The following is a 14,763-nucleotide window of genomic DNA, read 5'->3' as shown; positions in this document are numbered from 1 at the left end:
ACTTCAATATTTATATTATGTTAATATGATATTTTTGGGAATTAATTTAATTTAGCTTTTAATAGGATTTTTAGTAGCATCAATTGATAAGGCGGCTCTAAGCTTTATTTTTATTTTTTGTAAAATATTAGGAGGAATATTAAAACTTATATAGAAATAAATACATAAGCTAAAGTTAAGAGGGTGGTTTATGTGGGCGTGAAAAATAGGCTTAAAGAGATTAGAATGAGAGAATATATGATGGAACCTGAGGAATTTGCGAATTTAATAGCTGTTAATATTAAATCTTATTATAGTTATGAAAAGAATTTTAGTAGGCCAACTTTGGCAAAAGCGCTGGAAATTGCTCAAAAACTCAATAAAACAATACATGATATATGGTATCTGGAATAGGTATCATATTTTTTATTACTAATTTTAATATTTTAAGAAAAATGCCAATTTTTTAGGAAACATTTTAAGATATTAAGCATAGTGTATAACATAAGCAATTAAAGTTAAAGTTTAATCTTAAGGAGGTACAATGGCGGTAGTAAAGGCAGTGTCATTTCATCCGGATGTAATTAAATATGGGTTAAAGGTTTCTGAAGAATTATTCGGGAATAACTTTTCTATATTTGTTACATTTTTAATTTGTAGTTACAGAAAGAATCAGCCTGAATTTAATCTAAAAGAAAATAAGGAGCTAGGGGAGGAACTAGAGGGCTTATTTAGAGGAATTAAAAAGAATTTCAAATATTAATATTAAAGTTTAATCTTAAGGGAGGTTCATTAATGAAAAATTTAATAAAGGTATGGGAGGTTATTTTTAAATAAAAAAATAAGCCTGCTCTCTAAAGGGCAGACTTACCCAAGGTCACTACTAATGCTCCAGCTTCATAGGCGTTACTGCGTAGCCACCTACAAAGCCTACACACCAGTAGTGTATGCTTTTACTTTAGAAAAGTTTCCTGTTTTATTGTCAAATTTAGTAGAATACATCTGTTTTTACAGATTGTTTACAGTTTTTGTTTAGCTATTAATTAAGTGGAGGTATTTTAAATGATAAATCTATTAAAAAGGAAGGAAGTATATTCTATACCGGAATATTTAGAACATGAAAGAATCAGTGGACACAACATAAATAGCAAGTATTTTAAAGTTGCGTCAGCTATATTGGCATTGATACTTTATTCAGAAAAAGTTATGGCAGCTAATGGAGCTGGATTTGAACCTGGTTACTGGAAGCTCATAGGCATTATACAAAAGATAGTAGCAGGTTTGGCCCTCCTGTATAGCTATAGGGTACTAGCTAAAATGGCTACTAAAGGTGAGGGAACATGGAAAGAAGTAGGATATGGCCTATTGATAACTGCAGCTGACTACGGTCTTCCAACAGCTTTTAAATTTGTTACAAATCTATTTTAGAAGGTGATAAGATGGTAAAAACTATGACTGTAAATCAGTTTTTAATACTGGCATCATCTGAAAGCCAGGAGACTATAAAATCTATAAAAGATTTTTATGAGACTACAGGGGATTTTTTTAAGGTTATGTCAAAAGTTATGTATTATCTTTTTCATCCAGAACAGCTGGCGTGGACGCTGTGGTGTGGATTAGTTGCTCATAGTTTTGAAATATGCTTGTTATTATGCTTGATTTCCATTATGGCATGGATAATAGGATGGAATAAAGGTAAAAAAATTGCTGTAGGCAGCATGTTATTTTATGGTGTTGTAAGAGCAATTAATGTGGCATTGTAATAATAACTTATGATTATAAAATGGTAAACCTCCAATATTTTAAGGAGGCGTGTGTTTATGATAGATTTCATTTCTAAATTTTCAAAGCCTAAAACAATGAAGCTCAGTGAATACTTTCAGCTGGTGAAACCTAAGTACGTTACCCTTCAAATAACTCCATCGGTTTCTAACAGAAACTATGATACGGAGCTCATAGCTCTAACAATGGCAAGTATGTATAGACCGCCCTATCAGAGATTGCAAAAAGATATTCAAAAATCAAAACTTAAGATTGCTTATCAGCTTCCGGAGAAGGCTTCATTTATAATAAACATAACTGAAAAAGACTGCTGTTTTTATCTTGTGGTAACTGAGGCATATGAAAAAATATTTATAGAAAAATGTATAGAGGTATGGAAAAGGGCTAGAATAAATAAAATTGACAGCATACCAGAAGCAACTGGAAGTAAATATGAATTATATTACTCTAAAGAGGATGCGCTAAGCTTGAAATACAATAAAAAAACCAATGAACCTTTATCTAATATTTTTAATGTGAAAGACATAATGGAACCTGGCGATGAAATTAATATTCTATATAATTTTTTACCTATGTCACAAACTAGATGGAAGGGCATGTATGCACAGACTATGAAAAAATTAAGAGAAGGACTTCCTATAGACAAGGAAAAGTTAACCCTTTCATTTTTAATAAAATACCTTTTAATAGCCTCTGTTAAAGTTATTGATTTTGTACTTGATATATTTAATGACTTTTTAGATGATAAGCCTCCATTTAAAAATACCAAGAAACACACTCAGGAATTAGCTGTAAGTTCAATAGATAGAACAGATAATTTAAGTAAGCTCACCTATAAAAAAGAAAGCAGCACAGTTATAGGTACCCAGATGGTTGTGTGCAGCAAAAGTCAGAGTAAGAATAGAGAACATAATAATGCAATTGCAGTTTTAGAAAGCTACCACTCATTAACTGGGGATAATTCATTGAAGTATAAAGCTTTAAGCAGTAAAAGTAATATAAAGGTTGATGACTATAAATTTAAAAAGATTTATATAAATAGAATGAGTACTGCAGAGTGTAATAATTTAATTCAGGTACCAGGAAGGGAACTTCTTAAAAGATACAGGATTAATACCAAAGTTGATGTTTTGGAAAACCATATACCTGAAGAATTACAAAAGGGTAATATAGAACTTGGAGCAGCAACATACAACAGCAAAAAGTTCAAAGCTTTTTTACCAACTGACTATAATCCAGGTAATTTAGCACTTATGCTATTGGCTCCACAGGGAGCAGGAAAAACAAATTTTATAGCCAACTTATGCAGGTGTGCAAATAAGGTTCATGAATCTAATATAGTTATAGATTATGTTAAAAACTGCGAACTTAGTAAAGCTATTAAAAGTGCAGTAAATATAAAAGATGTTATAGAATTAGACTTAACCCAAAAGGAAAATTTTCAGGCTTTTGCATTTAATGAAGTGAAATATGAGGGGAACGATGAATTCAACAGATTTGAAACTGCCAATATGAAAGCAGAGCAGACACTGGCTTTAATTAATGCCATGAATAAAGATGGTCTTCCCCTTACCGGTAATATGAGAAGGGTATTAAATGCAGCTGCCAATATAGTTTATCTCCATAATGGTACTGGAGTTGGTGATGTTATAAGATGTCTTGAAAAGCATAGCTATAGACATGAGCTTATTGATTATGTAAAAAGCAATTTAAGTGAAGATGGCATTAAGTACTTTGAGGATATGGTTGAAGCTCTCCAGGATATAGATAAAATAGAAGTTGAAACTGATAGAAAAACCAAAGAGGTTATCCGGAGGGAGATAGTTGGAACTAAACGCAATGAGATAGATGGTATTCTGGATAGAATTAATCTACTGAAAGAAAATATATACTGCAAATATATGTTTAATATGAGTGCACAAGATAACATTGATTTTGTGAAAGCTATGGAAGAGGGAAAGACAATACTTATAAAAATGCCGGAAAGTAAATTTAACAATACTATGGTAAAAAATGTGCTCACTACTTTCTTTACAAGTAAGATAATGCTTGCTGCTAAGTTAAGAGGTGCACTGCATGAAAAGCCCGGCAGATGTAATGTTATTTACGATGAAATATATCAAGCTCCAACTGCCATGGGTGTTATAAAAGATATATTATCTCAGTTACGTAAATTTGGTACAAAAATTATAATATCAGCCCACCATCTTGGGCAGTTAACTCCAGAGTTAAAGAATGAGGTCAAAGGGTCCGGTGCAAGTTACATGCTTCTGCAGGGATGTGATAAAAAGGTGTTCGATGAACTGTCAGATGAAATGAAACCTTTCGAACTTGATGATCTCCTACATCTAAAACAATACCACAGTTTAAATCTGATAAGGACCAAGGAAGGGTATCAGAAGTTTATAACACATCTTCCTAACGCATTATTTTAGAAAGTAAGAGTAATAGAAGCCTGCAGCTTTAGACAAGTATGCAGGCTTTGTTTATCATTTATAACTGCCAATATTTATATGTAGGTGCGAGTGTACATTATTGAGTAAAACAACTATGTTTTTATAATTTTTGTGTTAAAATTTATTGTGTATTATATTTTAAGGTGAGGATAGTGCATGACTATAAGATGGAAATATGATGTTGACAATTTTCTTAAATGACGACAGTGAAGATATTACAGTATACCAGATAGTAGACACAGGAGAAAGCTTAGTTCAAAATGTGGTTTCAATGAATAAGAATTTATTACATAAAATAAAGGAATTATAGGATGTTCTGACATATAAAAAATAACGAGACGCTTTTAAATAAGCACCTCGTTATTTTTTATAATATATTTGTCAACTTCAAGAGTGTACTACTCTACCATATATTATATTAATCTATAGTAGATATTTAGAACTAATTTAAATTAGAATAGTTAGTAACATTTTCCTCTTAGAATAAAATTAAATTATACTTATTGAAAAACTTCCATATTATCATATATAATTATGATTATGTTTAATGAGAAGTTTGTATATAATTATGTTTATTAAAAAATTCCTACATTATTATATATAATTATATTTAGTGAGAAATTTCTACAATTAATATGCATAAAATTGTACATATTAAGTTTTGTTTTATATAGGCATGTCCAACATAGACAAGGCAATGAGATATCTCTCATGGATGTGCTAAGTAGTGACGAAGATTCTATAATTGAAATTGTAGAACAAAAAATACAGGTGAAAAAACTATATTCTAAAATAAATACCTGTTTATCTCAAAGAGAAAAAAGTGTAGTAGAAATGAGGTATGGACTTTTAGAAGGGAAGCCAAAGACTCAAAGAGAAATAGCTAAAATTCTTGGAATATCCAGATCTTACGTATCCAGAATTGAAAAGAAAGCTTTGAGAAAATTATACAAAGAATTAAATTATGGTACAAAATAGTATTGGGAGCAGTGATGAAAGTAAATCTAATATTTTTAATAAATTCCATTGTATATGTTATCATATTTATATATTTATTTAAGGATTGCAAGAAGGATAATAGGACATATACGTGGAATTTATAATTATTAACAATATTTTTACTTGATTTTTCTCCAATATGAAATAATTTTCATTAAATTTAAAAAATATATAAAAATTTAGTTATAAATAACGAATATAGATAAGGGATGTTTTACCTAATAACTAGTAAACATATTTTAAGTGAAGATGTAATATAAAAATAGTATTTTATCAAGTGAATTTTATAAGATTTGTTTTTATATGATAATAACGTAAATGGCAAATGTTTGGAAAGGGGAACTTGAAGTGGTATCACTAAAAAATTTATTGGAAAAAACTATAGAAGAAACCGCATCAGATTTACATCTAACGGTAGGGTCAACGCCTGTTATAAGGGTGAATGGAAAGCTTAAAAGATTAGGAAAGGAAAAATTGCAGCCATCAGACACGGATAAATTTAGCAGAGAAATACTGGGAGAAGATTATGAAAAATATATGAAAGTTGGAGAGGTTGACATATCCTTTTCTGTAGCAGGACTTGGAAGATTTAGAGTAAATGTATTTAAACAAAGAGGGAGTAGTACCATTGCAGTGAGAGTTGTAGGATTGAAAATACCTACTTTAAATGAACTTAATTTTCCGTCAGTAATAAGGGAATTGCTAACTCATAAAAGGGGCCTGAACTTGGTAACAGGTCCTACAGGATGTGGAAAGAGTACAACCCTGGCAGCTATGATAAATGAAATAAATTCCAACAGGGCTGCCCATATAATAACTCTTGAAGATCCTATAGAGTATTTACACAAGCATAATAAATCATTGATAAGTCAAAGGGAAATAGGCAAAGATTCTTTAAGTTATGCTAATGCTTTAAAGGCAGCATTGAGAGAGGATCCGGATGTAATCCTGGTTGGAGAAATGAGGGATTTAGAAACAATATCTATTGCACTTACTGCTGCTGAAACCGGACACCTGGTACTTTCAACTTTACATACTGTAGGGGCAGCTCAAACTATAGATAGAATTATAGATGTATTTCCGCCTTACCAGCAGCAGCAAATAAAGATACAACTGGCAGCAGTAGTTAAAGGAATAGTATCCCAGCAGCTTTTAGCTAAATCAGATGGAGAAGGTAGAGTAGCTGCAATTGAAATTATGATTGCTACGGAAGCTATTAAAAACATGATAAGAGAGGGTAAAACCCATCAAATAGAATCTTCTATGCAAACTGGTATAAAATATGGAATGAAAACAATGGACATGTCTCTGGCAGAACTTTATAGAAAAGGATATATATCCTATGAAGCTGCTCTTGCACATTCTGTTGATAGTAATATACTTACTAGAATGATTTCCCTGTAATTTTGCATAAAAAGTAGAACTAAAGAGTTCTACTTTTTTACATAAATCATTATTTTATACGTAATTGTCCAATAATATATAAAATAATTTACATGATTATCATGATTGCTATAGTAATTAATTTTTATTTATGCTAAAATAACTTTGAATTAGGGGGGATTAAATTGAGCATTTTTAAGGAAATAATTTATGATACCTCTCGTGTTTTAACTTATGCAGTTTATATCATATCAATATACTACTTGTGTATATCATTTTTTGGTATATGGAGAAGAAAAGATGGTGGAGAGGTAGAACCTAAAAATAGTTTTGCATTAATTGTAGCCGCTCATAATGAAGAGATTGTAATTAATGATATTTTGGAAAGCTTAAATAGACTTGATTACCCTAAAGAATTATATGATGTTTTTGTTATTGCGGATAATTGTACAGACAAGACGGCAGCAAAGGCTAGAAAAAAAGGTGCTATTGTATACGAAAGAGTTAACAGCAGTAAAAGAGGTAAGGGATATGCACTGGAATGGATGTTCGATAAGATTTTTAATATGGGAAAAAAATATGATGCGATTGCCATATTTGATGCAGACAATCTCGTTCATAAAAATTTTTTAAAAGAAATGAATAAAGAACTTTGCAGAGGATACAAAGTTGTTCAAGGTTATTTAGATAGTAAAAATCCTTATGATACATGGATAACAGGAAGCTATTCTATAGCATTTTGGACTTGTAATAGAATGTTTCAGTTAGCTAGAAGTAATTTAGGGTTGTCAACCCAGTTAGGTGGAACTGGTTTTTGTATAAATACAGATATTTTAAAAGAATTGGGATGGGGTGCTACATGTCTTACAGAAGATTTAGAATTTACCTGTAAATTGATATTACATGGGTATAAGATAGGGTGGGCTCATAATGCCATAATATACGATGAAAAACCACTTACACTTTTTCAATCATGGAAACAGAGAAGGAGATGGATGCAGGGATTTGCAGATGTATCAAGTAGATATTTTTTTAAACTTATAAAAAAATCCATAAAAAATTTTGATTTTGTATTGTTTGATTGTGCTTTATATAGTATTCAACCTATAATAACTGTGCTTATAGGTATATCTGCTGTAAGTGGCGGGATTCAGTATCTTATGAGAACATATAATTTAATATCTAATTTTAATACAGTTGTATATTCTGTGGATTTCAATTTGCTTACGATTTCAGCTATATTACTTTCCATACTGCAATTTATATATACTCCTTTTATGTTGGTGTTAGAAAAAAAGTTAGATTTAAAAATATTTTGTTATTACATAGTTTATCCTATTTATGCAATTACTTGGTTCCCTATTTCATTACAAGGTATTATGAATAAAAATAATAAGGAGTGGATCCATACTACCCATAGTCGAAGCATAAAAATAAAGGATTTAGAGAAAGCCAATTAAAATTATAAATATAATTCTAATTTAAGGGAAAAAACTTCAGGTTTTTTCCCTTAACATATTGGAGCTAATTTGGAATATGGCATAAGATAGTTAATTATTTTATTGTAAGTATGTTCCAATAAAATAATATTATTATGAATAAACTTAATACTTTATATGAAATTGCTATGAAATTAAATTGAATGAAATTAATAAATTGTAAATGATATGGAGCATCAATGAGAAAATACACCTTATTTTTCATAAATATGAATTTAATTCCAATTTATATTATTTAACTGTATTTGAGATTTTATTAAAATGTGATAAAATATAAGAGGAAATTTAGGTTTTTTGTTGAATATATATTTTTGACGGTTTCCTTTATTCTATAACTGATAATTTTAACACTCTGGTTGATTAAATATATGATCTATGAGTTATAATTTTTACTTTTGTTAGGAATATAGTAAATTAAATTCGCGGCAGTAACTTCTGAGATAAGTTTTTATAAGGTTCAGAGGGAGAGTAAGTATTCTTTACGAGCAAAACCCCTGGGGCTAAGAATCACTTCATATGGAAGTTAAATCATCCCCGTATTTAAATTAACTATTAATGTTAATATATAAATTGATGATAAGTGGTAAAAAAACTCTACTTGAATCTAAAAGTCTGTTTATGAAAAAGGGGGGACATACTTTATGAGTGGATATATAATCGGAATAGATATAGGTTCGTCCAATATTTGCGCTGCAGCTGGAAAAGTGGACAAGTACGGAAAGGTACAAATATTAGGAATAACTTCTTCAAGTTGTAATGGTGTTAAAAAAGGAATAGTTGTGGATATAGATAACACTTCTGAATCCATAAAAAAATGTGTGAGTTCACTAGAGAGGATGGTAGATACTAAGATAACTGAGGCATATATATCTTTGCCCGGAGGGATAAGTGAACTTGTTTGGAATAAAGGTGTAGTTGCTGTATCATCAGAAGATCGTGAAATAAGACAAAATGATGTCAAAAGGGTTTTAAAAGCAGCTAAAATTATTACTATTCCAAACGATAAAGAAGTAATAGGAGTAGTACCTGAGCAATACATAATTGACGGTTATGATAAAATAAAGGACCCTATTGGTATGAGTGGACTTAGGTTAGAAGTGGATGCACAGATAATATTAGCCCGTTCAACTATAATAAATAATATCTTTAAAAGTGTAAATAAGACAGGAATAAAGGTACTGGGAATAGTATTTCAACCTATAGCTATATCTCAGGCAGTGTTAAAAGAGGAAGAAATTCAAAGGGGAGTGGCTCTTGTAGATGCTGGTTCAGAATCTATAAATATTTATATATATGAGGGAGGAAATTTAAGAAGTATAAGTACTATAGATTTAGGTGGAAGTATCATAACCAATGATATTGCAGTATGTCTAAAGCTTCCTTTTTCAGAGGCAGAAAAGCTTAAAGTAAAATATGGAAGTGTTGGAGCAGATCCTGGGAAAAAAAGTTTAAAAATAGAAGTTAATGCTGACTATAATAATAAGGTTAAAGTTGATTATGATATTTTAGCCCAGATTATAGAAGCTAGAATTGAGGAGTTATTTTTCATAATAGATAAGGAAATAAAAATGTCTGAATACTATGATAAACTTTCTGGCATAGTTTTGGTGGGAGGAGGTATAGCTACAATAAAGGGCATAGAAGATTTTAGTAAAAACATGTTAGAAAAACTTGTGAGAATTGGAACTACAAAATATATAGGGGCATCAAGTCCACTATATGTTACAGCAGTTGGAATAGTAAAAGATGTTTCTAATTCAATAAAATATAAAGATATAGACACTTGGACAAGTAAAGAGGAAGATATGATTGATTATGAAGAAATAACCGTGGGATCAGGAAAGAAAAATGATGGAAATAAGAATATTGGGTTTGTATCAAAGATAAAAGAATTTTTTACGGACTTTTTTTAATAAGGGAGGTTTAGGTATTGTGTTAGATTTTGATGTAGATGTTCAGCAATTTGCACAGATAAAAGTAATAGGATGCGGCGGAGGTGGAAATAACGCAGTAAATAGGATGATAAAAGAGGGATTAAAAAACGTAGAATTTATAGCTATAAATACAGACAAGCAGGCATTAATGCTTTCTCAGGCATCACAAAAAATACAAATAGGTGATAAACTCACCAAAGGACTTGGAGCAGGTGCAAATCCTGAAATAGGGCAAAAAGCTGCCGAGGAAAATAAGGATGAAATAACACAGGCTATAAAAGGGGCAGATATGGTATTTATTACAGCTGGAATGGGAGGCGGAACTGGAACAGGGGCAGCACCTATAATTGCAGAGATTGCTAAATCCATGGGAATACTTACAGTAGGAGTAGTTACGAAACCTTTTCCTTTTGAAGGCAGAAAAAGGCTGCTGCATGCAGAAATGGGTATAAAAAATCTGAAAGAAAAAGTAGATACCTTAGTTACAATTCCTAATGAAAGACTTCTTTCTGTAGTTGATAAAAAGACAACTTTAATGGAATCTTTCAGATATGCGGATGATGTGCTAAGACAAGGTGTACAGGGTATATCGGATTTAATAACTATACCTGGTCTTGTAAATTTAGATTTTGCAGATGTAAGAACAATTATGATAGACAAAGGTCTTGCACATATGGGTGTAGGTAAAGGGAACGGAGATAATAGGGCACAGGATGCTGCAAAACAGGCTATATCTAGCCCGCTGCTGGAAACTTCTATAGTAGGAGCTACTGGAGTCCTACTGAATATAACTGGTGGACAGGATCTTGGATTATTAGAAATAAATGAAGCTGCAGAGATAGTTCAGGAAGCGGCAGATCCTGACGCAAATATAATATTTGGAGCAGTTATAGATGAGAATATAAAAGATGAATTAAGAATTACTGTTATAGCCACAGGTTTTGAATCGGAAAAGGATGAAATCAAAGAAGATTTAACTTCGAAAAAAGACATAAAAAAACCTAAGATGCATGATATAAATAATAGTAAAAACGAAGCTGCCGCTTCAATTGAGTATGAAAAGTTTGATGAAAATAATTTAGAAATACCTGCTTTTCTAAGAAGGCAGAAAAAATAAATTAAGTCCATGTATGGCAATTTAATGCTGTATGTGGATTTTTTTATTTGCCATGAAAAGTAAAGTGAAAAATAGTTAAATAGAAAAATTATACTTAGAATAAAAACAAACTTTTTGGCATATTATAGAAAATAAAAATATTATAAATGATTCAAAAATGACAAAATTTTGAAGTTGATAGGTATATAATAGAGATAAATATTAATAAATTATGGGTGGAGGTGAGTATATACTTGGTTGTATTTTTAGATTTAGTAATTTTAATAAATTTAATAGTAAATTTTTTTCTGTTATACATCACTGGTAGGACTCTCAAATTAATAGTGAACTTGAAGCTTATGTTTTTGGCGGCACTTATAGGGAGCATTTACACTATTACATTAATTTATCCCTGTTTAATTATGTTTTCTACCTTTTATTTTAAACTCATAATGGCAATTGCATTAACTTACATTTCTTTTGGTAATAAGGGACTTGCAACTAATCTTAAAATTTTATGTGTATTCATGTTATACTCCATGCTTTTAGCAGGCATATGTATGTTTATTCAATATAATAGATATTCATATTTAGATGGAGCTATGATAACTAATTTTCCATACCAATGGCTTTTTGTTTCACTTATGATATTTTATATAACTGTTGATAGGTTGGTAATTTATATTAAAGATAGAAAAGACCTATTCACTTTAGTTTATGATGTAGATATCATATTTAAAAATAAAGAGAAAAAAGTAAAAGCTTTTTTAGACACGGGAAATGAGTTAAGAGAACCTGCTACTAATTTGCCTGTGGTAATAGTTGAAAAATCTGTATTTGGAAATGTGAATTTAGAAGAGTTTAGTAAGTTTCATATACCCTATAGAGTTATAAATGGTTCTAGTGGGAAACTTTTAGGATTTAAGCCAGATGTAATAAAGATAAATTTTGGCAAAGAGGTAAAATACAGAGAAGTTATAATTGCTCTTTGTCAGGATAAATTAAGTCAGGTTGGCGATTATCACGCTCTTTTATCTAGAGGGGTAATGTAATAAAAACAATTGATAGTGGGGGATAATTATGCTTAGGTTAAAAATATTATTAAACAGAATACTAACAAAATTTAAATTTGCAATAAAAAATATATATTATATAGGGGGAAATGATGTACTTCCTCCACCGCTTAGTAAAAAAGAGGAAGAAGATTTAGTATCTAAATTAGTTTCAGGAAATGAAAAAGTAAGGTCAACCCTTATAGAAAGAAATTTGAGGTTAGTAGTCTATATAGCCAGAAAATTTGAAAATACAGGGGTAAATGTAGAAGATTTAGTATCCGTAGGCACCATAGGACTTATAAAAGCAGTGAATACCTTTAATCCTGAAAAAAAGATAAAATTGGCTACATATGCTTCTAGATGCATAGAAAATGAAATATTGATGTATTTAAGAAGGAACAGTAAAGTAAAGGCAGAGATTTCTTTTTATGAGCCCTTAAATGTAGACTGGGATGGAAATGAGTTATTGCTTTCGGATATTTTAGGAACGGATAACGATGTGGTATATAGTTTTATAGAAGATGAAGTAGATAAACAACTTTTAATGATTGCAATGAAAAAATTAAGTGATAGAGAAAAAGAAATAGTTAATTTAAGATTTGGCCTAAATGGTAAGAAAGAAAAAACTCAAAAAGAAGTTGCAGACTTGCTTGGTATATCCCAATCATATATTTCTAGACTTGAAAAAAGAATAATAAGAAGATTGAGAAAAGAAATAAATAAAATGTTATAAGTTTGTCTTTAGTATAAAATTCAGCGTCTTAGTAAATACTTAAAATGCTATATATTCTAAAGGGGCTGATTACATGATAATTAATAAGGTTGAAATTTGTGGCGTAAATACATCAAAATTGCCAGTTCTAAAAGAAAAAGAAATGAAAGAACTTTTAATAAAAATGCAGCAGGGAGATAATGACGCCAGAGAAAAATTTATAAAAGGCAATTTGAGATTGGTGTTAAGTGTAATACAGAGATTTAATAACAGGGGAGAAAATGTAGATGATCTATTTCAGGTAGGATGTATAGGGCTTATAAAAGCCATTGACAACTTTGATTTAAGTCAAAATGTTAAATTCTCAACTTATGCAGTACCTATGATTATAGGAGAAATAAGAAGATACTTAAGGGATAATAATTCAATAAGAGTAAGTCGTTCGCTGAGAGATATTGCATATAGAGCACTCCAAGTTAGAGATAAATTAATAAGAGAAAATAATAAAGAACCGACTATATCACAAATAGCTAAAGAGTTAGAATTACCTAGAGAAGAAGTGGTATTTGCACTAGATGCAATCCAGGATCCTGTATCTTTGTTTGAACCTATATACCATGATGGTGGGGATGCCATTTATGTAATGGATCAAATAAGTGATACTAAAAATGTTGATGAAAATTGGCTTGAAAATATAGCCATAAAAGAAGCCATGAAAAAATTAAATGATAGAGAGAAGTTGATACTTAACTTAAGATTTTTTGATGGTAGGACTCAAATGGAAGTGGCACATGAGATAGGTATATCTCAAGCTCAAGTTTCTAGGCTAGAAAAAACTGCATTGAGGCATATGAGAAAGTATGTATAAAAAGTTTCAATAAATAGTTAGGTAGTTTTCATTAATTGGTTATTCAGACTGTTTAATAAAAAGATGGAGGGGAGTTACATATATGGAATTAGAAAAAGACTTGTTTTCTTTAGCTAATTTGAGAGACATGGAAGTTATAGATGTAAATACAGGAATAAAATTAGGGTTTATAAAGGATTTAAAAATAAATTGTGATGAACATAGGATAATATCTATTATTTTACCTTCTCCAACAGCTAAAATGTCTTTCTTTGGAAAAAATGAGGACTTGGAAGTGTCCTGGGAGAATGTAAAAAAGATAGGGGTAGATGTTATCCTAATAGATGGAGAAAATATAGTAAGTGAAAAGTAATGTCATGTAAAGGAATAAGTAGTAGAATTTTCAGAAAAAAGGTGTATAATTATTTATATACTATATTATAAAAGGACGTGGATAAAATTGAAATGCCCTTATTGTGGATATGGAGAAAGTAAGGTGGTGGATTCCAGATCTACAGACGATAACATGGCCATAAGAAGGAGAAGAGAGTGTTTAAGTTGTAATAAAAGGTATACAACCTATGAAAAGATTGAAAATGTTCCTTTACTGGTGATAAAGAAAAATATGAGTAGAGAGTATTTTGACAGGACAAAAATATTAAATGGACTTATGAAAGCTTGCCAAAAGAGACCTGTTTCAAGAAAACAAATTGAACAAATAGCAGATGAAGTGGAAAAGAAAATAAGCAATAAAATGCTTACAGAAGTAAGTTCTTCTGATATAGGAGAAATAATTATGGAAAGCTTAAAAGAAGTAGATGAAGTATCCTATGTAAGATTTGCATCTGTTTATAGACAATTCAAAGATATAAATACTTTTATGGAAGAAATAAAAAATCTGATTTCTAATAAATAAGTGGTGTAGTAGAATATTTTCCACTTATTTTTTTATTTTATTTTAGAATACCACAGGTTTTACCTGTGGTTCCGGAAAGCTTATAGCTATGAGTAGGAAAAAGAA

The 14,763-nt window shown here is 30.3% G+C and carries 15 protein-coding genes and 1 pseudogene; all 16 read left to right on the top strand.

Annotated features, from left to right (window positions below):
• The first annotated feature begins 198 nt into the window (after nt 1–198).
• The 16 genes and pseudogenes from ACJDU8_RS23780 (at nt 199) to nrdR (ending at nt 14,658) form a co-directional block, all read left to right on the top strand.
• Nucleotides 199–393, top strand: a complete 195-nt coding sequence (locus ACJDU8_RS23780) for a helix-turn-helix transcriptional regulator (RefSeq protein ID WP_406794664.1) — start codon at nt 199–201, stop codon at nt 391–393.
• A 130-nt stretch (nt 394–523) separates the two neighbouring features.
• Nucleotides 524–742 carry a hypothetical protein gene (locus tag ACJDU8_RS23775; protein ID WP_406794663.1) on the top strand — a complete coding sequence of 73 codons (219 nt, stop codon included), beginning with the start codon at nt 524–526 and terminating at the stop codon, nt 740–742.
• A 299-nt stretch (nt 743–1,041) separates the two neighbouring features.
• Entirely contained in the window at nt 1,042–1,407 is a 366-nt protein-coding gene (locus ACJDU8_RS23770; RefSeq protein WP_406794662.1) for a hypothetical protein, read from the top strand.
• 11 nt (nt 1,408–1,418) lie between these two features.
• Nucleotides 1,419–1,742 carry a hypothetical protein gene (locus tag ACJDU8_RS23765; protein WP_406794660.1) on the top strand — a complete coding sequence of 108 codons (324 nt, stop codon included), beginning with the start codon at nt 1,419–1,421 and terminating at the stop codon, nt 1,740–1,742.
• Nucleotides 1,743–1,799: 57 nt separating this feature from the next.
• Nucleotides 1,800–4,196: a type IV secretory system conjugative DNA transfer family protein gene (locus ACJDU8_RS23760; protein ID WP_406794659.1), complete on the top strand. Its 2,397-nt coding sequence runs from the start codon at nt 1,800–1,802 to the stop codon at nt 4,194–4,196.
• A 199-nt stretch (nt 4,197–4,395) separates the two neighbouring features.
• Complete coding sequence (locus tag ACJDU8_RS23755; protein ID WP_406794658.1) at nt 4,396–4,527, top strand: hypothetical protein; 132 nt, start codon at nt 4,396–4,398, stop codon at nt 4,525–4,527.
• Between the two features lie 377 nt (nt 4,528–4,904).
• Nucleotides 4,905–5,195 (top strand): annotated as a pseudogene (locus tag ACJDU8_RS23750) (sigma-70 family RNA polymerase sigma factor); the annotation flags it as partial.
• Nucleotides 5,196–5,564: 369 nt separating this feature from the next.
• Nucleotides 5,565–6,620 carry a type IV pilus twitching motility protein PilT gene (locus ACJDU8_RS23745; RefSeq protein ID WP_406794657.1) on the top strand — a complete coding sequence of 352 codons (1,056 nt, stop codon included), beginning with the start codon at nt 5,565–5,567 and terminating at the stop codon, nt 6,618–6,620.
• A 164-nt stretch (nt 6,621–6,784) separates the two neighbouring features.
• Nucleotides 6,785–8,059: a glycosyltransferase family 2 protein gene (locus ACJDU8_RS23740; RefSeq protein WP_406794656.1), complete on the top strand. Its 1,275-nt coding sequence runs from the start codon at nt 6,785–6,787 to the stop codon at nt 8,057–8,059.
• Between the two features lie 680 nt (nt 8,060–8,739).
• The gene (gene ftsA / locus ACJDU8_RS23735; protein WP_406794655.1) at nt 8,740–10,011 is read left to right on the top strand and encodes a cell division protein FtsA; all 1,272 of its coding nucleotides are present in this window, start codon (nt 8,740–8,742) and stop codon (nt 10,009–10,011) included.
• Between the two features lie 19 nt (nt 10,012–10,030).
• Nucleotides 10,031–11,149, top strand: a complete 1,119-nt coding sequence (gene ftsZ / locus ACJDU8_RS23730; protein ID WP_406794654.1) for a cell division protein FtsZ — start codon at nt 10,031–10,033, stop codon at nt 11,147–11,149.
• Nucleotides 11,150–11,364: 215 nt separating this feature from the next.
• Complete coding sequence (gene spoIIGA / locus ACJDU8_RS23725) at nt 11,365–12,180, top strand: sigma-E processing peptidase SpoIIGA (protein WP_406794653.1); 816 nt, start codon at nt 11,365–11,367, stop codon at nt 12,178–12,180.
• A 28-nt stretch (nt 12,181–12,208) separates the two neighbouring features.
• Nucleotides 12,209–12,916 (top strand): RNA polymerase sporulation sigma factor SigE, encoded by a 708-nt coding sequence (gene sigE, locus ACJDU8_RS23720; RefSeq protein ID WP_406794652.1) that lies wholly within the window; start codon nt 12,209–12,211, stop codon nt 12,914–12,916.
• Nucleotides 12,917–12,989: 73 nt separating this feature from the next.
• On the top strand, nt 12,990–13,763 hold the full coding sequence (gene sigG, locus ACJDU8_RS23715) for an RNA polymerase sporulation sigma factor SigG (RefSeq protein WP_406794651.1): 774 nt from the start codon (nt 12,990–12,992) through the stop codon (nt 13,761–13,763).
• Nucleotides 13,764–13,845: 82 nt separating this feature from the next.
• Complete coding sequence (locus ACJDU8_RS23710; protein ID WP_406794650.1) at nt 13,846–14,115, top strand: YlmC/YmxH family sporulation protein; 270 nt, start codon at nt 13,846–13,848, stop codon at nt 14,113–14,115.
• 87 nt (nt 14,116–14,202) lie between these two features.
• A complete protein-coding gene (gene nrdR, locus ACJDU8_RS23705; protein ID WP_406794649.1) occupies nt 14,203–14,658 on the top strand; it encodes a transcriptional regulator NrdR in 456 nt (151 codons plus the stop codon).
• The last annotated feature ends 105 nt before the right edge of the window (nt 14,659–14,763 follow it).

Source organism: Candidatus Clostridium eludens, from assembly GCF_045310515.1.
Taxonomy (GTDB): Bacteria; Bacillota; Clostridia; order Clostridiales; family Clostridiaceae; genus Clostridium_B; species Clostridium_B eludens.
The sequence above is the reverse complement of the archived record's forward strand: the minus strand, read 5'-3'. Positions and strand labels throughout refer to the sequence as shown.